The organism is Xenorhabdus entomophaga (assembly GCF_037996725.1).
Lineage (GTDB): Bacteria > Pseudomonadota > Gammaproteobacteria > Enterobacterales > Enterobacteriaceae > Xenorhabdus > Xenorhabdus khoisanae.
On sequence record NZ_JBBMXH010000023.1, the window covers coordinates 1 to 26314 of the forward strand.

At 42.2% G+C, this 26314-nt stretch carries 17 protein-coding genes and 2 tRNA genes; 14 read left to right on the top strand and 5 right to left on the bottom strand.

The window, feature by feature from the left end:
- Positions 1 to 197 precede the first annotated feature (197 nt).
- The 11 genes from AAC854_RS06875 to AAC854_RS06925 all read left to right on the top strand — a co-directional run bounded on the left by AAC854_RS06875 (position 198) and on the right by AAC854_RS06925 (position 13813).
- Positions 198 to 1568 (top strand): isochorismate synthase, encoded by a 1371-nt coding sequence (locus tag AAC854_RS06875; protein ID WP_422824057.1) that lies wholly within the window; start codon positions 198 to 200, stop codon positions 1566 to 1568.
- Positions 1569 to 2296: 728 nt separating this feature from the next.
- Positions 2297 to 2827, top strand: coding sequence for a fimbrial protein (locus tag AAC854_RS06880; protein WP_340616446.1), 531 nt, complete (start codon positions 2297 to 2299; stop codon positions 2825 to 2827).
- Between the two features lie 156 nt (positions 2828 to 2983).
- Complete coding sequence (locus AAC854_RS06885; RefSeq protein ID WP_340616447.1) at positions 2984 to 3664, top strand: fimbrial biogenesis chaperone; 681 nt, start codon at positions 2984 to 2986, stop codon at positions 3662 to 3664.
- Between the two features lie 38 nt (positions 3665 to 3702).
- A complete protein-coding gene (locus AAC854_RS06890) occupies positions 3703 to 6234 on the top strand; it encodes a fimbria/pilus outer membrane usher protein (RefSeq protein ID WP_340616448.1) in 2532 nt (843 codons plus the stop codon).
- Between the two features lie 25 nt (positions 6235 to 6259).
- Positions 6260 to 7174, top strand: coding sequence for a fimbrial protein (locus AAC854_RS06895; protein ID WP_340616449.1), 915 nt, complete (start codon positions 6260 to 6262; stop codon positions 7172 to 7174).
- A 230-nt stretch (positions 7175 to 7404) separates the two neighbouring features.
- Positions 7405 to 9078 (top strand): 2-succinyl-5-enolpyruvyl-6-hydroxy-3-cyclohexene-1-carboxylic-acid synthase, encoded by a 1674-nt coding sequence (gene menD / locus AAC854_RS06900; RefSeq protein WP_340616450.1) that lies wholly within the window; start codon positions 7405 to 7407, stop codon positions 9076 to 9078.
- Positions 9075 to 9845: a 2-succinyl-6-hydroxy-2,4-cyclohexadiene-1-carboxylate synthase gene (gene menH, locus AAC854_RS06905; protein ID WP_340616451.1), complete on the top strand. Its 771-nt coding sequence runs from the start codon at positions 9075 to 9077 to the stop codon at positions 9843 to 9845. The genes menD and menH overlap by 4 nt, the downstream gene beginning before the upstream one ends.
- Before the next feature lie 12 nt (positions 9846 to 9857).
- Positions 9858 to 10715: a 1,4-dihydroxy-2-naphthoyl-CoA synthase gene (gene menB, locus AAC854_RS06910; RefSeq protein ID WP_340616452.1), complete on the top strand. Its 858-nt coding sequence runs from the start codon at positions 9858 to 9860 to the stop codon at positions 10713 to 10715.
- Positions 10715 to 11722 (top strand): o-succinylbenzoate synthase, encoded by a 1008-nt coding sequence (menC, locus tag AAC854_RS06915; protein WP_340616453.1) that lies wholly within the window; start codon positions 10715 to 10717, stop codon positions 11720 to 11722. The genes menB and menC overlap by 1 nt, the downstream gene beginning before the upstream one ends.
- On the top strand, positions 11710 to 13140 hold the full coding sequence (gene menE / locus AAC854_RS06920) for an o-succinylbenzoate--CoA ligase (protein WP_340616454.1): 1431 nt from the start codon (positions 11710 to 11712) through the stop codon (positions 13138 to 13140). The genes menC and menE overlap by 13 nt, the downstream gene beginning before the upstream one ends.
- Positions 13141 to 13270: 130 nt before the next feature.
- The gene (locus AAC854_RS06925; RefSeq protein ID WP_340616455.1) at positions 13271 to 13813 is read left to right on the top strand and encodes a YfaZ family outer membrane protein; all 543 of its coding nucleotides are present in this window, start codon (positions 13271 to 13273) and stop codon (positions 13811 to 13813) included.
- A gap of 65 nt (positions 13814 to 13878) precedes the next feature.
- Here the strand turns inward: AAC854_RS06925 and tyrP are convergent, their stop codons facing one another.
- The 3 genes from tyrP to AAC854_RS06940 form a co-directional block, all read right to left on the bottom strand.
- A complete protein-coding gene (tyrP, locus tag AAC854_RS06930) occupies positions 13879 to 15084 on the bottom strand; it encodes a tyrosine transporter TyrP (RefSeq protein ID WP_340616456.1) in 1206 nt (401 codons plus the stop codon).
- Between the two features lie 400 nt (positions 15085 to 15484).
- Positions 15485 to 15560 (bottom strand) — tRNA-Thr (locus tag AAC854_RS06935).
- Positions 15561 to 15566: 6 nt separating this feature from the next.
- Positions 15567 to 15654, bottom strand: a tRNA-Ser gene (locus AAC854_RS06940).
- Positions 15655 to 15865: 211 nt separating this feature from the next.
- On the opposite strand from AAC854_RS06940, the gene rcsD reads away from it, so the two are divergent.
- Both rcsD and rcsB read left to right on the top strand, forming a co-directional pair.
- A complete protein-coding gene (gene rcsD, locus AAC854_RS06945; RefSeq protein WP_340616457.1) occupies positions 15866 to 18592 on the top strand; it encodes a phosphotransferase RcsD in 2727 nt (908 codons plus the stop codon).
- Position 18593: 1 nt separating this feature from the next.
- Positions 18594 to 19244, top strand: a complete 651-nt coding sequence (gene rcsB / locus AAC854_RS06950) for a response regulator transcription factor RcsB (protein WP_187653347.1) — start codon at positions 18594 to 18596, stop codon at positions 19242 to 19244.
- Between the two features lie 87 nt (positions 19245 to 19331).
- Here rcsB and rcsC read toward each other — a convergent pair whose 3' ends face one another.
- Together rcsC and gyrA are read right to left on the bottom strand one after the other, a co-directional pair.
- Complete coding sequence (gene rcsC / locus AAC854_RS06955; protein ID WP_340616458.1) at positions 19332 to 22193, bottom strand: two-component system sensor histidine kinase RcsC; 2862 nt, start codon at positions 22191 to 22193, stop codon at positions 19332 to 19334.
- 186 nt (positions 22194 to 22379) lie between these two features.
- Positions 22380 to 25025, bottom strand: a complete 2646-nt coding sequence (gene gyrA, locus AAC854_RS06960; RefSeq protein WP_340616459.1) for a DNA topoisomerase (ATP-hydrolyzing) subunit A — start codon at positions 25023 to 25025, stop codon at positions 22380 to 22382.
- A 208-nt stretch (positions 25026 to 25233) separates the two neighbouring features.
- Between gyrA and ubiG the strand changes: the two genes are divergently transcribed.
- Entirely contained in the window at positions 25234 to 25968 is a 735-nt protein-coding gene (gene ubiG, locus AAC854_RS06965) for a bifunctional 2-polyprenyl-6-hydroxyphenol methylase/3-demethylubiquinol 3-O-methyltransferase UbiG (RefSeq protein ID WP_340616460.1), read from the top strand.
- The last annotated feature ends 346 nt before the right edge of the window (positions 25969 to 26314 follow it).

Genomic DNA, 26314 nt, shown 5'->3' on the forward strand with positions numbered 1-26314 from the left:
GATAAGCATAACTCAGTCCTCTTTTTTGCCTTTTTGTTTCTGGAAAATCAAAACTCGCAAAATTTGGACTGAGTTTCTTTGACACTCCTACCATTTTGAAAAGTTATATATGTGGGCATGGTTAAAAAAACCTCATAAACGATAAGTGCTTTCATAATTTCTGATGGTTCGTATAATTCTTTTTTATCATGTTGTTAATGGGGAAAGATGTGAATCAAACTGCTGATGTCATCGCGGGTGTATGCGAATACCTTAATGCCGGAAATGTTAGTGAAATTGGCATTCAATCATTCTCCTTCACATTGCCGGCTGGCAGTAGCGTTCATTGGCTGGCATGGCTTTCTGTCCAGCCCCATTATCCGCAGTTTTATTGGCAACACCGGGATGGTCATGAAGAAGTTGTCGTATGTGGGCAAATTCGCTTGTTCAGTAATATTGCGGGTGCCGAAAAATTTCTACAGCAATATCAGCAGGTTTCGCAAATGCGGCTGTGGGGGTTGAATGCGTGGGATAAGGTGGATTCTGAACATTGTCACCATAGTTATTTTTGCCATGACAATGTATGGCAGGATAAGCACGAAAATATAGCGGGTGGAGAAAGCTATCTGTTTTTGCCGAGGCTGGAATTGCGTCGCCATCGTGGTGAAAATCGGTTATACATTAACGTTGATGGAAAAGCCGATATTGAAAGTGCCTGCCGGTTTCTCCGCCAACTTCTTCCGCACCAACCTTTCCTGCCACTACAAACGACCATTTTAGAGGCAAAACATGTGCCTGAAAATGAGCAGTGGAATATTCTGTTGAAACAGGCACTGGAGGCCATCACCAGAAGTGAAATGGAAAAAGTGGTCATTGCACGAAAAACTGAACTGACGTTAAATTCTCCATTGCAGGCTGCACAATTCATGGCTGCCAGTCGTGGAGTGAACCATCGTTGCTATCATTTCATGCTTGCATTTAGTGCCAGCCATGCTTTTCTTGCTTCGACACCTGAGCGGCTTTATTACCGAAATCAATTGCAGTTTTGTACCGAAGCATTGGCGGGAACTGTTGCAAATTCTGAAGATGATCAGGAAGCCGCTAAATTGGCGCAATGGTTATTGGAAGATAAAAAAAACCAGCATGAAAATTTGATTGTTGTTGATGATATTTGTCAGCGTCTGCAAGGAGGTGTTGCTTCAGTGGATGTTGCTCCGCCTGATGTGATCCGCTTAAGGAAAGTCCAACATCTGCGCAGGCACATTCGTGGCGTACTGAGCCATGTATGTGATAGCGATTGCCTGCGTCGTTTGCAGCCAACCGCCGCCGTTGCAGGTTTACCCCGTGAAGCAGCCCGGCAATTTCTGTCAGACAATGAACCTTTCAATCGTGGCTGGTACGCTGGATCTGCGGGGTATTTATGTTTGGAACAGAGTGAATTTGCCGTTTCATTACGTTGCGCGCATATTTATGACAACCTGCTGTCGTTATATGCAGGGGCGGGTATTGTTGCTGACTCTGATCCGGAACAGGAATGGATCGAAATAGAAAACAAGGCTGCGGGATTATGTACATTGTTAGTCAATTGAAATCCATCGGGCACATCGATAAATTTTGGATCTATTTTAATTAACCGGAACCCGATTATTAGTAAAATAATTTTGTTTCCAGCGTTACTATAATCATTGATGTAATCAATTAAGAAATAAATTATTTGATATCCAATCATCCGAGAAATATTTTTCTGATTATTTTTAAATCAAATAATGGGTTTGTTTTTATGTATAGGGTTCTTTCTCCCTATTACTACTTAGTTGAATTAAAAAGAATAAAATAATTACGAAGGTGTTTTGTTATATATGTAAAATATAACTATGTAAATTATTCTGGTTTGGAAAATAAACCATAGTCAAAATCTATTGAATGATAATAATTATTAGTTTGCTAATTATATATTATTTTTTAATTTCTTAATTTTTAGCATGATATTCATTGATTTCATCTATATATAATGTCATTTAGTAAACATTTAGGAAAATTACAGAATAAAATTCCAAATCAATATGTGATTCAGTTTATAATGTTGATCTATATCAGATAACCGCTATTATGATCTCGTCTTATTCGAAATTTGCGAACAAACCTTACAAGGCCACGTAAGGGGGTAAAGCCTGTTTTATTTGGATGTAAGGCAATTGCTGTAGATGCGTGATGTGTCGCATTGAAACGGTCTATCAAGTAGGTGAACTTATTTCCATATCGTCTGTAATCAGTCGAGGGGATTTTTTTGTATATTGACTAATGGGGTTTAATTTAAATGAAATCTAAGCTGCTTATTTCTTCTCTTTTTGTATCTTCATTATTTGCTGCAACCGCAAATGCAGCTAATGGGACAATTAAATTTGAAGGAGAAGTAATACAGAATGCTTGTAAGGTTCATGGTGACTCTGCTGATCAAACTGTTGAGATGGGCGTCGTTAGTGCAGATGCGTTTAAAAAGGTAAATGACACTGCTGCACCAACAAGCTTCCAGATTAAATTGGTTGATTGTCCGGCAGATATGAAAGAGAAGAATGTTACTATTAAGTTTGATGGCCCAAGTGATAGTGATAACAGAGATCTTTTATCTTTGACTAAAGTAGACAACGCTGCAACGGGTGTCGCTATTGGCATTTATGAAGCAGATACTCAATCTCGTGTTTCTGTCGCGGGAGCTTCTGAACAAAATCTCCTTCATAAAGGCGCTGATCAAGAATTAAGATTTATTGCTAAATATGTTGCTACTAAAGAAAAAGTTGGTCCTGGCTCTGCTAATGCTGTGACTAACTTTACAGTAGCCTATAATTAATAGTCCGATATTCCATATATTATATATCCACAATATTTCAGGCTGCGGAACTGTCAATTAATCTGCAACCTGAAAAATGAAGAGTATAAAAACCCAGCAAGGATGCTCGGTTATTTAATTGAATATGACTAATCATGATTGGGCGGAGAAAAGACCGTGTCGTGTTATCGTTTGTTTTTTTATGTTTTTTTATATTTTCTTGGTTGTAATGTTGCAATGGCAGGTGTCATTATTGGTGGAACCCGAATTGTTTATTTAAGTGATAAAAAAGAAGTTTCTATTTCTATTAATAACCCTGAAAAAGAAGCTGTTTATCTCATTCAAGGCTGGATACAAGATGAGAATGATAAAACAAAAACCCCTTTTGTTGTGACACCTCCCCTATTTCAGCTTCCGGCAAATAATGAAAATATTTTACGTATTGTCAAAGTTGGCAATCAGTTGCCGATGGATAGGGAATCTGTATTTTGGCTTAATGTTAAGTCTATTCCTGAAACGAAAAGCTCCGATCCCACCTCAAACCAGTTGCAGATTATCGTTAACTCACGTTTAAAGCTGTTTTATCGCCCCGTGGAACTGAAAGAAAAGGCAGTAACTGCTTATAAAGAAATAAAATTCAAGCAAGAAAGTGGCTTATTACTGGCCGAAAACCCGACCCCTTACTTTATCTCTTTTTCATCGCTTAATGTGGATAATCATGATATCAGACGTGCAGGAATGATTAAGCCTTTCAGCCAATCAAGCTGGCCTTTGCCATTCAAAAATGCCAAAAAAGTGAGCTGGAAAGTTATCAATGATTATGGCGGTATAACGCAGGCTGAGTTTGCTGATCTTTAGTTTGTTAATGATCTCTTCATATTGTTAGAAAATAAAATATGTCAAAGAATATCAATCGTAATCCTGCGAGAATGTTATATTGTGGCAGGAAGGGTAAGTTTTTATTTTGCATGTTGGTAATAGCCGGAAATTTTCTTTGTTATTTCACTGCGTATGCGGAACATAAATTTAATATCCATGCTCTGAAAATTGGCGGGAACTTGCCTGAAGATGTTGATCTCTCAATTTTTCAGTCTGGTCTTCAGCCTTCAGGTGTTTATTGGGTGAATGTCTTTCTGAATAAAAAAGAGGTGAGTGAAGAAAATATTGATTTTATCTTACAAGATGGCAGGTTACAGCCAAAAATCACCCTTAGGGAATGGAAGGATTTGGGAATTAAGGTTAATTCTTTTCCTGAGTTAGCTGAATTACCACCGGAAACAGTGATTACAGATATCGGTAAATACATTCCGTCGGCCAGTACAGATTTTGATTTTAATCGACAGAGGTTAAATATCAGTGTTCCTCAGGCAGCATTGCATTATCACTACAGAGATTATATTTCTCCTGAACTGTGGGATCAGGGTTTAACTACATTGTTGATTAATTACAGCTATAGTGGTTCTACAAATTGGCAGTATCAACGTAATTCAACACAGAATAATTATCTGAATTTAAGATCAGGGGTTAATTGGGGAGCCTGGCGTTTACGTAATAATTCGACTTATTCTGATCCAAACCAAAGCTGGAAAAGCCTCAGCACATATTTGCAGCGTGATATTCATCCTCTTAAGGGGCAGTTGACGATTGGTGATAGTTTCACCTCTGGTGATCTGTTTGATAATGTTGAGTTTCGTGGGTTTTTACTTGCGTCTGATGAGAATATGTTGCCGGATAGCCAGAGAGGTTTTGCACCTGTCGTACGGGGTATTGCGCAAAGTAATGCGCAAGTGACGGTTAAACAAAATGGTTATGTTATTTACCAGACCTATGTTCCTTCTGGAGCATTTGAAATTAGCGATCTCTATCCAACCGTTTCCAGTGGTGATCTGGAAGTTATCATCAAAGAGGCTGATGGTCGGGAGCACAAGTTTATTCAGGCAATGACAACCGCACCTATTATGTTACGGGAGGGGAACGTCAGGCATTCACTGGCAATGGGGCGTTATCGTTCTGCCGGTAGTCACAGTCGCAAACCTTATTTTTCTCAGGGGACATTAACCTATGGCCTTCATAATAGGCTTACTGCTTACGGTGGTACTCTTTTATCCCCTGACTACCAATCGGCTTTGTTAGGTTCTGGTGTGGATTTGGGAAATATCGGGGCGGTTTCTTTTGATATTACCCATGCCAAAACTGAATTGGCATCCGGCGAACAGTCCACCGGACAATCTTATCGTTTGCGGTATGAGAAAGATTTTTCACTGACCGGAACACATTTGACATTGGCGAGTTATCGCTATTCAACGGAAGGATTTTATGATTTTGCTGATGCTAATCGCTTTGGGGATAGCCGCCGATTGGTTGCGCATTTTAATCCCAGGAGCAAGTTGCAGCTGCAATTTAACCAAACATTAGGCAATTTGGGTGAGATTTATGTTATGGCGTTGCAGCAGGATTATTGGCAACAAAATGGTCGTGAGCGTTCACTGAATGCGGCTTATCACGTCAGTCATCAAGGGATCAATTATGGGCTGAATTATTCTTATAACTTGCGGCCACATGCTGATGAGCATGATCAAATATTCGCATTCAGTATCCACGTGCCTCTTGATCGCTGGCTGAAAAACAGTTGGGCTAATTATAGTGTCAGTCTCAACAGGAATGACCGCGTTTCCCAGCAAGTCAGCCTGAATGGGACAGTGCTTGAAGATAATAACTTGTTCTACAGTCTGCAACAGAGCCATGTCAATAAAGGGGAAGGCGGGAGTGGCAATATTCATGGGGAATACAAGGGAGCTTATGGCCGGATTAATGCTGGCTATAATTATCAATATGCGAACAAACAGCAATATGATAGCAAACAGCTAAACTACGGCATTCATGGAGGCATTGCCGTTCACCCTTATGGGGTGACTTTATCGCAAGAATTCGGTGATGCTGCGGTACTGGTTCAGGCAGAAGGTGCAAAAGGCATCAAAGTTACTAACAATACTGCGGTAGCTACAGACTGGAACGGCTATGCGATTGTACCGTATGTGAGTAGTTATCGTAAAAACCGAGTCGCACTGGAACCACACTCATTTGCCGATGATGTCGATATTGATGTGAATACACAATCGGTCGTGCCAACAAAAGGCGCTCTTGTGCTCGCCCGCTTTCAGACACGAATGGGAAATAGAGCATTGATGTACCTGACTTATCATGGCAGGCCAGTACCTTTTGGCGTCAAGGCCACTCTGGGAAAATCAAATGAAAGTGGTGAAAACAATAGCGCGATTGTCAGCAATGAAGGGCAGGTTTATCTCACGGCACTGCCGGATAGTGGCAGGTTACAGGTCAAATGGGGAGCGTTGGATACCAAAATCTGTACGGTTAATTACATTTACCGAAAGAAAGACCTCAATCTGGCGTGTACACCTTGGACATGAATTGCGAGTAGGATCAGGCTTATCTATGTTTATCATCCATAAGACATTCACCCATAAGATATGCGCCCATAAAAAATATCGGTTGCTATTGGCAGTCAGCAGTGTGCTGATAATTCTGTCAACTAAGGCTTACAGCCATACAAGTTCCTGTCGTTTTGACATTAATCCTGTGGCCGAAAGTATTCCCATCAGTGAAGGCCAATTCCTGGTTAACCGGGAAACTAAGGTTGGTGAAGTCATTGGCGCTTATCCCGTCAGGCAAGTGAACAGGAATGAATTCCATTGTGATGATTCGGAGAAGATAGAATGGGAGTTCACGGGGTATCCCTTTAGCTTGACGAATATCAGCGGGGGTATTCATGATTCGGGCGTACCCGGCATAGGAATCAGGTTCAATGACCAGCCGAATGAAACCAGAATAGAGTTTGTGAAAACAAAATCTGAAACGGGTTCTGGCATAATAAAAAATGGTGTGATCACGGCACGTCTGGCAGGAACAGCTATATATTCCTATTCTCTCAGTAAAATACGCTTTATTACGCCCGCTTGTTCCCTGCAAGAAAAGAATATTCGTATTTCAATGGGCAAGATAGGAAGTGCACAGTTTTCGGGGGTTAACAGCACGGCGGGAGAACGCCATTTTGACATTGATTTGGCATGCAATGCCAATGTCCCTATTGAATTGGTCTGGAATCCGATTATTCAGGGCAAGGCGGGGGATATTCTGGGACTTGACCATGACAGAAACTCAGCGAGTGGGATTGGCCTTCAGGTTTTGTATCAGGATCAACCTATCGTATTCAACACATCAGTCAAATTAGGTAACGGTATGAATGGAATTTACTCTGTTCCTTTCAAGGCGCGTTATATCCAGATCGATAATCACATTACGGCTGGTAAGGCCAATGCAACTGCAACATTAAATCTCGTCTATCCTTAAATCTTCCCAATCAGAAAACCAGTCATAATTTGTTTTTTTATGACTGGCTTTATCTTTTTTGTTACGCAATTTCATTTTTTAATGCGGGAATCTCTTTCCCTGTTGCCAACTAAATGACAATTCCTTGAACTAAGATAAGGAAATCGTTTTTACAGGCATTAGGATTAAAGAATACTTATATAATATCTTTTTATTATTACATTTTTTGAAAAGACGTTCTTGAGCATCATATGTCAAACAGCGCACTGAACCGCCGCTGGGCGGAACTTTTATTGGAAGCATTGACCCGCCACGGATTACGTCATGTCTGTATCGCCCCTGGTTCCCGTTCAACACCATTGACATTGGCCGCTGCAGAAAATCATAAGTTGATCCACCATACGCATTTCGATGAACGTGGGTTGGGGTATTTGGCTCTGGGACTGGCAAAAGCAAGTAAAGAACCTGTAGCAGTGATTGTAACATCAGGAACAGCGGTGGCTAATTTGTATCCTTCCTTGATTGAAGCTGGGTTGACGGGAGAACGATTGGTGTTTCTCACTGCGGATCGGCCGCCAGAATTGATCGATTGTGGCGCGAATCAGGCGATCCGTCAGACAGACATTTTTGCCTCTCATCCTGATCAGGCCCTTGCATTGCCCCGCCCAACCACAGAAATTCCCGCCAATTGGCTGGTTTCTGCCATTGATAATGGGATGTCAAATCTGAAACAAGGGGTACTGCATATTAATTGCCCGTTTGCTGAGCCCTTGTATGGTCATGATATGACGGAGTATCAGGATTGGCAGCAAACATTGGGGAAATGGTGGCAGGGACATGAACCTTGGCTGATCCAGACAGAGATGCTTGCTACAGCAAAGGTAGCAGATTGGGATCACTGGCGACAAAAGAAAGGAATTGTACTGGCCGGCAGGATGAGCGCTGAAGAGGGCAAACTTGTCGCACAGTGGGCAAAAGAAATGGGTTGGCCATTGATTGGCGATGTGCTGTCTCAAACAGGGCAACCTTTACCGTGCGCTGATTTGTGGTTGAATCATCATCGGGCACAGGAGATTTTGTCTCAGGGGCAACTGGTGATTCAATTTGGTACCAGCCTGACAGGAAAACGGCTGTTGCAATGGCAGAGTCGCTGCCAACCTGAACAGTATTGGATTGTTGATCCGGTTGCAGGCCGGCTTGATCCGGCAAATCACCAAGGCCGTAAATTTAATTGCCATGTGGCTGATTGGTTGCGGGAGCATCCGGCATATCGCCGAACACCTTGGGCTGATGAATTAAATTTATGGTCAAGAAAAGCGCTTAAATGTGTTGAAACAACATTAGCAGGAAAATTCAGTGAGGCGGCAGTGGCACATCAACTGCATCAATTGTTACCGGCACAGGGACAACTATTTGTCGGCAATAGTCTGGTTGTACGTTTGATTGATGCCCTGGGGCAGCTACCAGCGGGTTATCCTGTTTACAGTAACCGTGGTGCGAGTGGAATTGATGGATTAATTGCAACCGCAGCGGGTGTACAAAGGGCAACCAATAAACCGACACTGGCAATTGTCGGTGATCTCTCTGCTCTCTATGATCTGAATAGTCTGGCTTTATTGCGCCATCTTTCCACTCCCATGCTGTTGATTATCGTGAATAATAATGGCGGGCAAATTTTTTCATTGCTACCAACACCGCAGGAAGAACATCAGCGTTTCTATTGTATGCCGCAAAACGTTAATTTTGACCATGCTGCGGCCATGTTTGGCCTGAACTATGCTGCGCCAGAAAATTGGCCGGAATTAAAGCAACACGCCAGGCTGGCATGGGAGAGTGAAGGAACAACATTGATGGAATTAAAAGTAGCGGGCAGTGATGGAGCGCTGAATTTACAAGCACTGCTGGAACAGGTGGCTATGCTGTGAAACTGAATTGTCAGACGTTTCATTCAGATAATCAGGGAACATGGCTGGTTTGGCTGCATGGTCTATTGGGCAAAGGTGACGATTGGTTGCCTACGGTGGATGCCTGTAAGCACTATCCTTCATTGGTTATTGATCTACCGGGTCACGGTCATTCTGTCGGTATTACGGTGGCAGGAGGTTTTACTGAGATAGAGGAATTGCTGAGTGCGGCCTTATCTGAGTATCAGATTGATGATTATTGCCTGATTGGTTACTCGCTGGGAGGACGCCTTGCTATGTATCATGCGACTCACGGTAAGCATAAGGGGTTGAGGGGATTGCTGGTGGAAGGGGGAAACCCCGGATTACTTTCCCAAAAGGATCGCGATGTGAGGTTACAGCATGATCAGCATTGGGCACAGCGTTTTCGTCAGGAACCGATAGAGGCTGCCTTGGCTGATTGGTATCAACAACCAATATTCGCTGACTTAACGATGGCACAACGTAAGCAGCTTATTCATCGTCGCAGTAAAAACAGAGGAAAAAACATTGCCGACATGCTGGAAAATACGTCTTTGGGTGTTCAACCTTACCTGATTCCTGATCTACAGCAAATGACAATACCTTTCTCCTATCTGTGTGGGGAAAATGATCATAAATTTCAGAGCATAGCCAGACAATACACATTGCCGTTAAAAATCATTCCACAGGCTGGACATAATTCCCACCATGGCAATCCTGCGGCTTTTTCTGCCGCAGTGAACCATTTTTTATCACTCTTTGGTTAAGGAAATTCAATAATGCGTTATCCAAGCGAAGAAAAACTATACGCTCCGGTTGAATGGCGAGATTGTTCTCAAGGGCTTGAAGATATTCTCTACCATAAATCTACAGATGGGATTGCTAAGATTACTATTAATCGCCCGAAGGTACGCAATGCGTTCCGTCCTCTGACTGTCAAAGAGATGATGCAGGCGCTGGCAGATGCCCGTTACGATGATGCAATTGGCACTATCATTCTGACGGGAATGGGAGAAAAGGCTTTTTGTGCCGGAGGGGATCAGAAAATTCGTGGTGATTACGGCGGTTATCAGGATGACAGCGGAGTACATCACCTGAACGTATTGGATTTTCAACGCCAGATCCGTACCTGTCCAAAACCGGTTGTTGCTATGGTCGCAGGTTATGCCATTGGTGGCGGGCATGTGCTGCATTTGATGTGTGACCTGACTATTGCTGCGGATAATGCCATTTTCGGCCAGACTGGCCCTAAAGTCGGCTCCTTTGATGGCGGCTGGGGCGCATCTTATATGGCGCGGATCGTAGGGCAGAAAAAAGCCCGCGAAATTTGGTTCCTTTGCCGTCAGTACAATGCCGAGGAAGCATTAAATATGGGACTGGTTAACACGGTCGTGCCTTATGCCGAGCTGGAAAAAGAGACAGTGCGCTGGTGCCGCGAAATGCTTGAAAATAGCCCAATGGCGTTGCGTTGCCTGAAAGCGGCACTGAATGCCGATTGTGATGGTCAGGCTGGTTTGCAGGAATTGGCGGGGAACGCCACCATGTTGTTCTACATGACGGAAGAAGGGCAGGAAGGGCGCAATGCCTTCAACGAAAAACGCCACCCGGATTTCGGTAAATTCAAGCGTAATCCATAATGCGTAAAGCGACTTTATATCGATTCAGCCTGCCAATGGAGGCAGGCGTTATCTTACGTTATCAACGCCTAAAGACCCGTGATGGATTTCTGGTTCATTTACAGGAAAACGGGCGGGATGGCTGGGGGGAAATATCCCCGTTACCAGAATTTAGCCATGAAACCCTCGAACAGGCTAAAACCGCTGTCGTAGAATGGTTGCAGCAATGGTGCCAGAATCGGTGCCTGAACCAAGGCCAATATTCTCAGCCAGAAGAAAGCGCGCTTCCATCCGTTGCTTTTGGTCTCAGCTGTGCATTGGCTGAGTTGCGGGGAGAATTGCCGGAGGAAGCCGATTATCGTAAGGCGCCGTTATGCACGGGCGATCCCGACGATGTGATTCTGCGACTGGGAAATATGGCAGGTCAAAAGATAGCCAAAGTCAAGGTTGGCTTATATGAAGCGGTACGCGATGGCATGGTAGTGAATGTGATGCTGGAAGCGGTTCCCGAACTTCAGCTACGGCTGGATGCTAATCGTAGTTGGACACCGGCCAAAGCAGAGGGTTTCGCTAAATATGTCAATCCTGATTATCGCCAGAGGATTGCTTTCCTCGAAGAACCCTGCAAAACCCGTGAAGAATCTTTGGCGTTTGCCCGTGAAACAGGGATCGCTATTGCATGGGATGAAAGTGTACGGGAAGACGATTTCATCGTGGAAGCACAAGAAGGGGTTTCTGCCATCATCATTAAACCGACATTGGTAGGTAGTATTGCCCGTTGTCGGCAGTTGATCTCTGAAGCGCATCAGCTCGGTTTAGACGCAGTGGTTAGCTCCAGTATTGAAACCAGTTTTGGTCTGACGCAGTTGGCTCGTCTGGCGCATTGGCTGACACCAGACACACTGCCGGGGTTGGATACACTGGATCTGATCCAATCCCAACTCATTCGTTGTTGGCCTGATAGCGCAATTCCTTTTGTGACGCTGGATAAGCTGGAAACAGTGTGGAGCCATGAATGTCAGTCATAGAATGGACTCAGTGGCCGTGGCAGTATTGGGCGGCGACTCATCCCCAAAAGCAAGCCATTCAGTTATATGATGAGCAATTAAACTGGCAGCAATTAACCAAGAACATCAATGCCATTGCTACCCATTTTCACCAACAGGGGCTTTCTGAAAGCAGTGGTGTGATCCTCAGGGGAAAAAACAGTGGCGGGCTTCTTTTGTGTTATCTGGCTGCCTTACAATGTGGGGCAAGGGTATTGCCCCTTAATCCTCAACTCCCCGATCGGTTGTTGGCAGAATTATTGCCTCATCTCAACATCTCTTATGGCGTGGATTTTACAGGCTCACCTTCTCCGGTTATTCAGGTCAAGGAACTCGATTGGCAACAAAAACGGTCATCCATACCCGAACAACCGATAATATGGGAAACCGTATCATGGAAAATTGGACGCCCCGCCAGCATGATTCTGACCTCAGGATCGTCCGGATTGCCCAAAGCCGCAGTACATTCCATCGGCGCTAATCTTGCCAGTGCACAAGGTATTCTTTCCTGCATGAATTTTCAGCCAGATGATAGCTGGTTGCTGTCTCTGCCTTTATTTCATGTTTCCGGTCAGGGAATTCTTTGGCGTTGGTTACAACAAGGGGCAAAACTGGTGTTGCGGGATTTGCATCCATTGGAGCGTGCACTATCTGATTGTACCCATGCTTCACTTGTATCGACTCAGCTTTGGCGTTTATTGGAACAGCCTCTTACGCATCCGTTAACATTAAAAGAAGTCCTGTTGGGAGGCGCTGTGATACCAACAACTCTGACCCAACGGGCTGAACAGTTGGGCATACGCTGTTGGTGTGGTTATGGGCTGACAGAAATGGCTTCAACTGTCTGTGTAAAACGAGCTGATGGCTTGTCTGGTGTCGGGAACCCGCTTCCGGGAAAATCTATTCGTCTGGTGGATGGAGAAATACAGATCCGTGCTGACAGTATCGCAAGTGGTTATTGGTTTGATGGGAAATTGAACCCACTGACAAATAAAGAAGGATGGTTTGCTACTCGTGACAGAGGTGTATTTGAGCAGGGAGAGTTACGGATCCTGGGACGTCTCGATAACCAGTTTTTCAGTGGTGGTGAAGGCATCCAGCCGGAAGATATTGAGGGGATAATTAATCAACATCCAAAGATAGAGCAAAGCTTTGTTGTTCCCATTCCTGATGTTGAATTCGGTCATCGCCCTGTGGCTGTTATTGAAACAAAATATCCTGAACTGATAGAAACTCTGAGTGGGTGGCTTTCGGATAAACTCGCTGCGTTCCAAATCCCTGTAGCTTACTATTTGTTACCATCACAGTTAAAAGATGGCGGGATAAAGGTTTCACGCCAACAGGTTAAACAATGGGTAGCAGAAAAAACCACTGCCTCTAATAATGTAGATGGTAAATAGTCGCAATGTTTACATATCTTGATAAATATAGAGGTTTCATTGCATTCGCTATCTATAGGCGTCTCTCTGATTTCAGTAAAATATCTTAAGTGGTATTGGCATTCACCAATTGAGAAGAGAGAAGAAAAATATGAAAGGTCTTATTGCTATCAGCGCAGCCAGTTTGCTCTTTTTGACTGGTGCAGCAAACGCTATTTCCATGGATGTACAAATGGGAAAGCACAACACCAGTACATCTGTAGGGATTGGTGATAAAAACGCGGGGCTATCTTTTAATGGTAATTGGACTCGCAGTGATCATAATGGTCAACTTGGTAGTTTAGGTGCCGCTTTCGGCTTACCTGTTGGGCCATTTACGGCAAGTATTGGTGGTAAGGCACTCTATCTGTCACCAAAAGAGGGGAAAAATGGGGCTGCATTGGCTGGTGGCGTTGGCCTAAGCTGGGCGGTAATACCTTCTTTGTCCCTGTATGGTGAGGCGTATGGTGCGCCATCAGGCTTAACGTCAGGAGTGGATTCTTACACTGAGGCCGCAGGGGGAGCGCGTGTCACGCTTATTAAGCCATTGACTGTTGATGTAGGTTATCGTGTTATTGATATAAAAGGAAAAAATGGTAACCGCAGTAATAAAGTCTCTGATGGTTTTTACATTGGTGCAGGTTTAAGCTTCTAAATCAGTATCTTCAAGATTATCCGCCTCGATATAACAGAGGCGGATAATCTTAAACAGGATAGAAATTATCCGACTTTTGGCAGTATTCCTGTCACAATGCCAATTTGAATTGCAATAATCGCAATCCCACACAAGAAGACAAGGACTAAAGCCGGTTTCCCTCCCCTGACACGATATCCACCCTCATTTTCCTGACGGCTGCGCCAAACCAACAGGGAAGGTAATAACAGCGCCAGAATGGAAAGGGCAACGGCAGCATATGTCAGTGCCATAACAAAGTTAGGGTAATACAGTGCGGATAACAATGGAGGAACAAACGTTATCAATCCTGTCTGTAACCGTCCTTTCGCATGATTGCTGCGTTTCAGAAGGTCAGCAAGGTAATCAAACAGACCTAAAGCAACCCCAAGGAATGAAGTCGCCAGAGCGAGATCCGCAAACAGATGGACGGCAAGGACGATTTTGGGTGACACGACAACTTCTTTGACTGCTGCCAACAGGCCATTCAGCCCAGACTGTTGTGCAAGAATATCAACAAAGGTATTTGAAGAGATGGCACCGAGAGTCACTAATTGCCACAGGATATAGGCGCTCAGAGGAATAGCACTGCCGATGATAAAAATCTTCCGTAGCTTGTTGGTATCTCCCCCCATATAGGCAACAATGCTTGGTATGCTTCCGTGAAAGCCGAATGAAGTAAAAATGACCGGAATGGCGGATAATATCAGCCCTTGTTCAACCGGCATGGACATCAGGTTGATTTTATCAACATGGGGCATCATCACACCAAGTACAACGACCAGAAAAACGATTTTAGCGGTAAACAGTAAGCGGTTAATTAAATCGACGGAGTGGGTACCGATACAGACGACCCCGCCAGCAATAACGGTGAAAATGATAATCCCGGCAGAGATAGAAATGGGCTTATCTAACCATGAAGAAAGACTGGCTGACAGTAATTCTCCTGCACCACTAATATAGGCTGTTGTCAGGGCGTACATCAGGAAAAGCATGCTGAAACCCGTTAATGCTTTCCCGCCAACACCAAGATAGCGTTTTGCGATGCTCCCCAACCCAGTATTAAACTTATTATATTGATAAACTTCTACGAGCAGGAGCGCGGTATAACTCATTAATGCCCAAAGGGCGAGCAGCATAACAAATATGGTTCCAAACCCCACACCTGCTGCTGCCAATGGCATTGCCAGCATCCCGGCTCCAATCGTCGTTCCTGCAACGATAAAAATACTGCCAACAGTGCGATTTTTCACGCTACCCTCGTTTCTGAAATATGTTGAAAAAATAGTTATAAGATTAGCAGGTTAAATGAATGACTTATGGCTGTCAAATCAATGGTACACATGATGTAAATAAATAATTACACCTAGTTTATTATCAGTTGAGGATAAAATAACTTCATGCCTCAATCTTGTTCTATCTAAAAGATACAACTATACCCAACAGCGCCTAACAGACTTTAATTTGTAGTGTGGGAATAAGGAAGTCAATTCCATAGGGTATAGAAAATATGTGATTAGCCAGACAGCAGCAGCTTAAAAGATGAAAAGGAAGCGCATTCAGATGCAGGGCGTTAATGTTAATTTGCCTGAAAATGGAAAGTAAAAACCCGCTATCTCACCGGATGGTTACGGGAAATAACGGGTTCTTGTATGGTGCCGGCTACCGGAGTCGAACTGGTGACCTACTGATTACAAGTCAGTTGCTCTACCAACTGAGCTAAGCCGGCGAAATTTGGCGGAAGGATAGAGATTCGAACTCTAGGATGGTTTCCCATCGGCGGTTTTCAAGACCGCTGCCTTCGACCGCTCGGCCATCCTTCCATGGCGCGAGATTATGCCTATATCGATTTAATGTGTCTAGCCCCTAAAGAAAAAAAAAGCCGTTTTTTTTACTGCTTGCTCAATCTTTGATCTTTAATGGCCTTTTGATTTGCTAACCTGCTAGTATAAACTAGGTATTCTGGCTTATTTATCTACGGGTTGATGTTGCATTGACCAAAATATATTCATACTAAAGGCAATTAATCCAAGAATGTATAAACAACCACCTATCAAGCCTTCAACTATTCCTCGTTTTTACACGCTATTTGTTACTTTGCTTTTTACGTCTCTATTTTTATTCGGGTATAACTATTTTGATATTTGGTTGATGGAGAAAAAATATGCTATCAGTAGTGTAACAGAGAAGATGAGATTGCAGATTAAAGATTATCGTTACTACACAAATCATATCTTTGAACAGTCTAATACTTTGCCAATCTCCTCTCAGGAGACACCATCGTTGCTAAAACTAGGCCCAGATGTCTATTGGTTAGAAAATCGCTATCAGGCCGTTGATGCAATTATTTTTGGTCAATACAGCGATTTTAGTATTCGACTGGCTCAGCAATTGTCTAACTATCTGGAAATTCTCTGGGGGCCTCGCAATGAATACTTGTCGATGTATTACCTTAATGGGAAGGAGAATAATTTATTATTGATAACGAACCACTCACTCTTAAAACCGGAAATAAGGTTCAAAGACAGTTATCTGACCCTGAATTATGATGCCAGACGCACTGAGATGTTAGACCAGTTCATCACTTTGGATGAAAAGGAGAATATATCGCCTATCAGTGTATTACGTGGTGAGAATATTTATTTTTATACTTATAAAGCTGGGTTTAATGTAACTGGTCAATTAACAACCATTATAGCCTTTGATTTGCCTATCAATAATCTTTTGCCGGTTGATATGCTGCCAGCAAATTTTCGGCTGAATGCGATTAGCTCACATGAGGCTGATAACTCAGATAAAGTTGAGGTTTCATGGAACGGTTTTTGGCTGGAATTCTCCCAGTCTCTTAATATCGTGCCATATAAATTATCTTATCAAGTTCCATTGAAAACACTGATTGTGGATTTATTGTTCAGAAATTCCTGGCTTCTGCTTTCAATATCGCTTTTCTTTTTATTTTCGTTAAATGCGTTATTTTATATCCGTAGGCGATATATTGCACCAAATGCCTCTATGAGCAATGAGTTAAAGATTAAGGATTCTCTGAATAACGATATTATTTCTAATATCCCCACAGGATTGGTGCTCTACGATTTTGCTGCGAATCAAATAATAATGAGTAATAAAATCGCAGAGCGGTTGATGCCTCATGTCGATTTGAATAAAGTCAGAATTATGGCGCAACAGCATCATGGTGTAATTCAAACATCCATTGATGAGGCGATTTATGAAGTGAAAATGTATAGCAATAGCTTATTGCCAGAGTCTTACCTGTTTTTACTACAAGACAAAGATCAGGAAGTCATGGCAAATAAGCGATTACAATTTGCTCATCAGGAATATGAGAGAAGTATTCAGGCCAGAAGGTCAATGCTTTCGAATATTAATAAAGAAATAAAACACCCAGTTAAGAATCTAAATGCTATTGCTGACCAATTGAAACAGCTATCACAAGATGAGAATGAGCAGAAATTGCTGGATAAATTATTAGCGAAATCCAAATATATTACTGAATGGGTTGAAAACATTTCATTGCTCAATAGCTTAGAATTTAATGATTGGCAGCCAGCGAATGAAGTATTTTCTCTGTCTTCGCGTTTGGAAGATATCCTGAAAATCTCTCTGCCGACTTTGAATGCTAAGGGGTTGAGAACTTATTATCATTTTAATATATCCCGTGAAATTTTATTCATTGGGGATGGAACCGCGTTAAGTAAAATTGTCACGTTGTTATTTAACTATGCAATGACAACGACCAGCTATGGCAAAATATCATTGACCGTTAATAGTTCTGGTAAATATGACAACCATATTCAAATTGAGCTCATGGATAGTGGTTCTGGTTTGAGTGAAAAGGATTTGACCAGTTTGAATTATCCTTTCCTATACAAATCAACAGAAGATAAGTACTCTACCAATTCAGGTATGGCTTTTTATTTATGTAACCAGTTATGCAAAAGAATGGGAGGAAGTCTTGATATTAAAAGTAAGTTGGGTTTAGGCACTCATTATGTTATCAATCTGCCTTTATCACAGTATGATGATGAAAATGGTGAAACGCCTCAGCTTTTGGAAGGGATTGCGATCTTAATTGATATCAATAACCCCGAAATCAGCAAAATCATCCATACTTATCTCAGTAATTACGGTGCAACTTATTTCGATAAAAGCAAAGGGAACATTACGGAAGAATACGATATTATACTTACGGATAAACAGTACAAAGAGGAAAAACCAACTATATTATTAGTGGGCAATTTACTAGAGTTCAAGCAGATCAAGCCCGGTTTGGTTCAGTGCAATTACAATCTTGTTGATGCTGTTATCAATGCAATATCGTTTCTGATTGAAGAGAATGTCAGTTTAGAAGAGTCAGAAGAAATTTTTGAGAGCTCTGAACCAGTATGCAAACTCACTGAGGATGTTGATTCATGTGAGGATATTGATAGTGATATCTGCAATATTCTCAAAAATTATCAAATTCAGTTGGAAAACAGTGATTACAGGAAATTATTTATAGAGACGGTACCTATGGATATTACTAAACTGTATACTGATATGGAACGACATGATTTGGTATCACTTTCGCAAACGGTACACCGCCTTAAGGGTGCGTTTGCTATGTTAGATTTAGAGTTTCTTAGGTCATCATGTGAGGCATTGGAAAAACACATAGCAGACAATAATGAAGTAGAAATCAAAAGTAGCATCAGCCTCATTGATTCCTTTATCACAAAGCTGTTGCAACAAGGTAACCAATAATATGAATAACCTTAATGTCATTATTGCTGATGACCATCCCATTGTTTTGTTTGGCATCCGCAAGTCTCTTGAACAGATTGAGTGGATTAATGTGGTGGGGGAATTTGAAAATTCAACGACACTCATTAATAGCTTGCCACATATAGAGGCAGATGTTCTGATAACGGATTTGTCAATGCCTGGGGATAAATACGGTGATGGCATCACCCTGATAAAATATATTAAACGCCATTACCCAACATTGGCAGTTATTGTTCTTACAATGAACAATAACCCGGCTATTTTAAGCGCTATACTTGAGCTTGATATTGAGGGAATAGTGTTAAAACAAGGAGCACCAACTGATTTGCCCAGAGCTCTTTCTGCTTTGCAGAAGGGGAAACAATTCACACCTGAGAGTGTTTCCAAGTTACTGGAAAAAGTAAATGCCAATGGTTACGGGGATAAACGTTTATCTCCTAAAGAGAGCGAGGTTCTGCGCTTATTTGCCGAAGGTTTTCTTGTTACTGATATTGCTAAAAAACTTAATCGTAGTATTAAAACTATCAGTAGCCAGAAGAAATCAGCAATGCTAAAGCTGGGAGTTGATAACGATATTGCGTTACTTAACTATTTATCTTCTGTCACGATTGACAAAGATATTGGTAAATAACCAATAGGTTATCTTTCCTGGTAGAAAATCGGTAGTTGGCGTTACCGATTTTCTACCTTTCAGCAAATCGATGTATTATTTAATGGATTAATGTATTTGTCTTTGAATATTACTATATTCTATTATTACTTCTTTTAGTATTGCCAGTGATACAGGTTTCGATAAACAGTTATCCATGCCAACATTAGTACAACGCTGTTTTTCTTCTGCCAATGCGTTGGCAGTAATACCAATAATGGGTTTGGTATAGCCTCTGTTTCGCAAGTATTGTGTCAGTTCATATCCATCCATATTGGGCATATTAACATCTGTCAAAAGAATATCTGTTGAATTGTTTTTGAGATACTCAAGCGCATCAATGCCATCATTTGCCATTGATACGCTAAACCCTATTGAGGTTAATTGATCGACCAATAAATGGCGATTAATAGGATGGTCATCAACAACTAATACTTTTACTGTATTGAGGCTGCTGTTAGTTTTCATCACTTTTGTTGAAGTAAGCGATGATGACAGCGAAATAGGCAAGGTTGATGAGAGTGTGTGTTCTGCCAGCAGAGTATCCAGCGTGCTACCCAATTCACTCAGCTCATAAGTATTATGCAGCCAATAATTTTCTCGTATTTGTTCTGGTGGACCAATATGTTTTTCTGATATTTCTATCTGATAATGTACAGAAATAGTTGGATCGTTAGGTCGATCACTGATAAGTAATTCTGTGCCATCTATTTTTTCTTCGTCGTATAGAGTAACTTGAAAATGATTCTGTGAAAGTAAATTATGTAAATATCTTTCAAGGAAGTCATTGCAAATAGCCAACACTATCTTTTGCTGTGAATGTTGGTTAGCTACTTGTTTTGCATAAAATTTAACGCCATAAAAAGGAATACGGATGGAAAAGATACTGCCAATTTGTTTTTGTGAAACGAATTCAATATCACCATCCATCAAATTAATAAGTTTTTCACAAATAGCCAGCCCCAACCCTGTGCCTTGTGTAGAACTTTCTTTATTGGCGCTGATCTGGAAAAATGGCTCGAATAATTGAAATTGTAACTTATCATCAATGCCAAGCCCTGTGTCTTTGATACTAATATACAAATAACCATGTTTCGATGTAATTTCAATAACAACACAGCCAGAAGCTGTGAATTTGATAGCGTTGTTTAATAAATTAGAGATGATTTGTTGTAATCTTACGGGATCATTGCGGATGATATCCGGAACATCCGCATCAATATAGCAGTATAACCCCAACCCTTTTTTTGTAATTAGAGGCAGGTAATTTGAAGTCACATGTGATATTACTTCCCGACAACTAAAATCCCTGGGTTCAATTTTTAGTTGTTTGGATTCTATTTTAGAGAAGTCGAGAATATCGCTGATAATTTTCAACAATAGCGATGATGAATTATTCATTGTTGCCAATAATCTTGAGGATTCTGATGGCAATGAATGAGATTGGATAAGCTCTAGGTTACCAATAATACCATAGAGTGGTGTTCTTAATTCATGGCTAACTGTTGCAAGGAACATCGATTTCGCCTGGTTGGCTTGCTCTGCGGCTGAGGCCATTTCTTGCAAGGATTTTTCCATTTTTACTCGGGTGCTGACATCTATCAACACACAGATTGCAACTTCTTCATTACGATAGCGTGAGTGTACAAAACTAATTTGCAGGTGGTTATTATCGCTGGTGACGACATCAATATAGCTGCTGGTTTTATCGCAAATGATATCGACAATACGTTTTTGATCTTCATATGTCAGCATTCGGGTGTAATTATGTGCCAGTTCATTACTCAGAATATTGACACCATCACTGACTCTTAAAATACTAATTCCCACTGGAGCCGAAGCAACAATTTTATGGTTAAACTGTTCATGTTCTTCAAGGCGAATTGCATTGTCTTCGGCCGGAGAAAACATTTTACGTTCAAAACGCCAAACAAAAAAGGTAATGGCGATTGCAGAAATAACATTCAATATGGCGCTATTAATCAGGCTGGCTTTGAGTTCAACGTAAATTTGTTTTATTGGTACTGAATAAGCAACGTACAATGAAGCGGGTGATAATCGTCGCAGTAGTAACAAGCTGGTAAAATTATCATCGTAACCGAAGTAAGACGATTGCATATTGAAATTTATAGAGGTCTGTTTATTGATATTTTTTGTCGGATAAAATAATTCGGGCTGTTTAAACTCGTTTAACAGCGTGATATGTAAAGGTCTATATGTAGCTTGTTTAAAGTATTCCAGAGTAAGATATTGGTCAATAATGATGATCCCTTTAATGTGCCCATCAATATAAACGGGTGAAAAAATATAAAAATTCCCCCCATCCGCTCTTGAGTCGGGTTGTATCGTAAAGATGGCTCGTTCTCTTCCCTGATCTTTCATATTAATTACCCTCAGGCTACTTTCATAGATCATTTTTTTAACTGCGTCAGAGTCTACGATGTTGCCACGATAGGCTAATTTCACCATGCACAAGCTTTTCGCATCAACAAAAAGAATTTGGGTGACATGATGTATAGGAGAAGTATTGTCATTCCGAAATGATAACGATTGATCCAATGACTCTAAATGATTATGTGAGCTTTTGTGTAAAAGCTCACAATCGGAATTTGAATTCAAAGGAATGTACGGCAGAATATTGTCATATTGCGGTAGGGTAATTGTTGGATCTTTATCATTCTTTGATGATAATTCTTTCTCCACAATTACTTGAATATCCCGCAAGATACCGGAAAGGATCCGCACATTAGCAAATGCAACATCAAAGTTAGAATTAAATTCTTGTCGCATATCTGCTTTGACTGTATTGAAAAGATTTATCAAATAAAAGCTGGTTAACAAGGCGCCGAGTGCCCATAACATAAATCCGAGCACCCGAAAAAGATAACGGGATATCTTTAATGACGTCCGAAAAGAAGATAGATATCTCAAGAGATCGCCTGACGAAAAACATGATTAATATTAACTGTTCACAGCATATACTAGTGTAGCAGGGAATACAAAGCAGCATTTGGCTCTTTAATGCTTGGTCAAAAGATCATGCAAAAAAAGCAGGCACCGAAATGCCTGCTCTATTATTGATGGTATGCAACAAGATAAGAATAAAATTAAAACGTATTACTCTTTATCTTCTGGTTCAGCATGCCCTTCAACAGAAGGAGAGGCTGTATTGTCATTCTCATCCTCATCATCGTCATCAGGTTCAGCTACACGTTGTAAGCCAACCACTTTTTCGTCTTCTGATGTACGGATCAGGGTGACGCCTTGTGTATTACGACCAACAGTGCTGACTTCAGAAACACGGGTTCGTACCAATGTTCCCGCATTAGTAATCATCATGATCTGGTCAGTCGGTTCAACTTGAATCGCGCCGATCACGTTACCATTACGTTCGCTGACCTTGATGGAAATAACACCTTGTGTAGCACGGGATTTTGTCGGGTATTCGCTCTCGGCAGTACGTTTACCGTAACCATTCTCGGTGACAGTCAGGATTTCCCCTTCTCCACGAGGAATGATCAGTGAAACGACTTTATCGCCTACAGCAAGTTTGATACCACGAACCCCAGTTGCGGTGCGTCCCATCGCACGAACACCTTTCACGCGAACAGTGCCATCTTCCAGAGTTTCTTCCTCTTCTTCGAGGAAACGAACGACTTTGCCCTGTGCGGAGAATAGCATGACTTCATTGCTGCCATCCGTCAGGTCAACGCCGATCAACTCATCACCTTCATTCAGGTTCACTGCGATGATGCCGGCACTGCGCGGGCGGCTGAATTCGCTGAGTTTAGTTTTCTTAACAATTCCACTTGCGGTCGCCATGAAGATATTCAGTCCATCTTCATATTCACGCACTGGTAAAATGGCTGTAATACGTTCGTTCTGATCCAATGGCAACAGGTTGACGATTGGACGACCACGGGCACCACGGCTTGCTTCCGGCAACTGGTATACTTTCATCCAGTACATCTTGCCCTTATTTGAGAAGCAGAGAATGGTATCGTGGGTATTAGCCACCAGCAAACGCTCAATGAAGTCTTCTTCTTTGGTGCGCGCGGCTGATTTTCCTTTGCCACCACGACGCTGAGCTTCGTAGTCGGACAATGGTTGGTATTTAACGTACCCCTGATGGGATAGTGTTACCACAACATCTTCTTGATTGATCAGATCTTCAATATTGATATCTGCTGAGTTTTCAGTCAATTCAGTCCGGCGGACATCATTATACTGTTCTTTAACGGCCAGCAGTTCTTCACGAATGACTTCCATCAAACGTTCAGGGCTTTCCAGGATGAACAGCAGCTCCGCGATGACTTTCAGCAGGTCACGGTATTCATCAAGCAGTTTTTCATGCTCTAGTCCGGTCAGTTTTTGCAGGCGCAGATCCAAAATGGACTGTGCTTGCTGTTCGGTCAGGTAATATTTACCATCACGAATGCCATACTCGGGTTCCAGCCATTCAGGACGAGCAGCATCGTTACCTGCCTGCGCCAGCATGGCAGCAACATTACCCAATTCCCACGGCTGAGAAATCAGACTGGCTTTTGCCTCCGAAGGCGTGGAAGCGCGGCGGATCAATTCGATGACAGGATCGATATTAGCCAGTGCAACAGCCAATGCTTCAAGAATATGCGCACGTTCGCGGGCTTTTCTCAGTTCAAAGATAGTCCGGCGCGTGACAACTTCACGGCGGTGGCAAACAAACGCAGAAAGAATGTCTTTCAGGTTAAGTAACTTGGGTTGTCCTTGGTGCAGGGCAACCATGTTGATACCGAATGAAACTTGCAACTGAGTCAGTGAATACAGGTTATTCAGGACAACTTCACCAACGGCATCCCGTTTTACTTCGATAACGATGCGCATTCCATCTTTATCGGATTCATCACGTAATGCACTGATCCCCTCAATCCGCTTCTCTTTTACCAGTTCAGCTATTTTTTCGATCAGTCGGGCTTTATTGACCTGATAAGGTATCTCATTGACGATAATGGTTTCGCGGCCATTTTTTTCATCAGTTTCAACTTCTGCACGGGCACGGAGATAAATTTTGCCGCGACCTGTACGGTAGGCTTCCTGAATGCCGCGACGCCCGTTGATAATGGCGGCTGTCGGGAAATCAGGGCCGGGAATGTATTCCATCAGGCCTTCAATACTGATGTTTTCATCATCAATATAAGCCAGACAGCCATCAATCACCTCAGATAAATTATGAGGTGGAATGTTGGTTGCCATACCTACCGCAATCCCTGATGAGCCATTCACCAACAGGTTAGGGATACGGGTTGGCATGACCTCGGGGATTTGTTCTGTGCCATCATAGTTAGGCACAAAGTCGACAGTTTCTTTTTCCAAGTCCGCCAGCAATTCATGGGCAATTTTCGCCATGCGCACTTCGGTATAACGCATCGCTGCCGCAGAATCGCCGTCTACTGATCCAAAGTTCCCCTGACCGTCAACCAGCATGTAACGCATGGAGAAGGGTTGAGCCAGACGAACAATAGTGTCATAAACAGCGCTGTCACCATGTGGATGGTATTTACCAATAACATCCCCAACAACGCGGGCAGATTTTTTATAGGGTTTATTCCAATCATTTCCCAATACATTCATCGCGAAAAGTACGCGGCGGTGTACCGGCTTCAGTCCATCCCGAACATCTGGCAGTGCACGTCCAACAATAACGGACATCGCATAATCCAGATACGAGCTTTTCAGCTCTTCTTCGATATTGACCGGTGTGATTTCTCTGGCAATGTCGCTCATGGAGCCACTGTCCCTCATACTCCGAATTCAAAGTCCTAAATTATACCACAAATTGACAGTTTTATAAAAACCAGATGCGGGTATTTCGAGATTAAGGCATGTATAATAGCTTTCTGTCACACATCCCCATAATACTGTTACATTTTCTGTGAATCAGTTTTCTGTGAACCAGTTTTCTGTGAAGCAGTTCCTAGGAGCGATATTGCTGATGAACATAAAAACCACCGATTCACATATTCCGGCCCATGCTAATGTGGATCAACAGGAAATCGAAAAATTTGAAGCCGTTGCTTCCCGTTGGTGGGATCTTGAAGGTGAATTCAAGCCCTTGCACCGTATCAATCCACTGCGTTTGAACTACATCCTGCAACATGCTGATGGGCTTTTTGGTAAAAAAGTATTGGATGTTGGGTGTGGCGGAGGCATTTTGTCAGAAAGTATGGCGCGTGAAGGTGCGGAAGTGACAGGGTTGGATATGGGGTTTGAGCCTCTTGAGGTTGCCCGCCTGCATGCACTGGAGTCCGGCATTTCCGTCTCTTATGTTCAGGAAACAGTTGAACACCACGCTGAACAGCATCAGCACGCTTATGATGTCGTGACATGTATGGAGATGCTTGAGCATGTTCCTGATCCTGAATCTGTGGTTCGGGCCTGTGCCAAACTGGTAAAACCTGGCGGCCATGTTTTCTTCTCAACCATTAACCGTAACCGGAAAGCTTGGTTAGTGGCGGTTGTTGGCGCTGAGTATATTCTGAACATGGTGCCAAAAGGCACACATGACGCGAAAAAATTCATTCGTCCTTCTGAATTGATTAATTGGACTGATAAGACTCCTCTGAAAGATCAACATATTATTGGTTTACATTACAATCCGTTAACAGATAAATTTCGACTTGGACATAATGTAGACGTGAACTATATGCTGCACACTCAATCAGTCTGACTGAAGTAACGAAGGGATTAATAAAGCGGCAACTAAATATTATTTTTAAGATTTTATTTTCCCTGTTTCGCCGATAGCCTTATGAAAGTAACATCAAGTAACTACGCAGGTTATCGGCTTTTTGGCAAAATTAATCCTCAAGTTATCCACAAAACTTCCCGATTTTGTGCACTTGATAAAACGCGAAATTAACATTATCTTGTTATTACCGTTTTAATCACCCCCTATATATTGTGTTTCTTACCATCTGACACTAACAATACAGTTGCGATAGAGCAAAGGAAAAGTAACAACGCACCCAAGCTGACCCTTGGTCATTCTGGGCGTATCGTGCTGTCAATAGGTC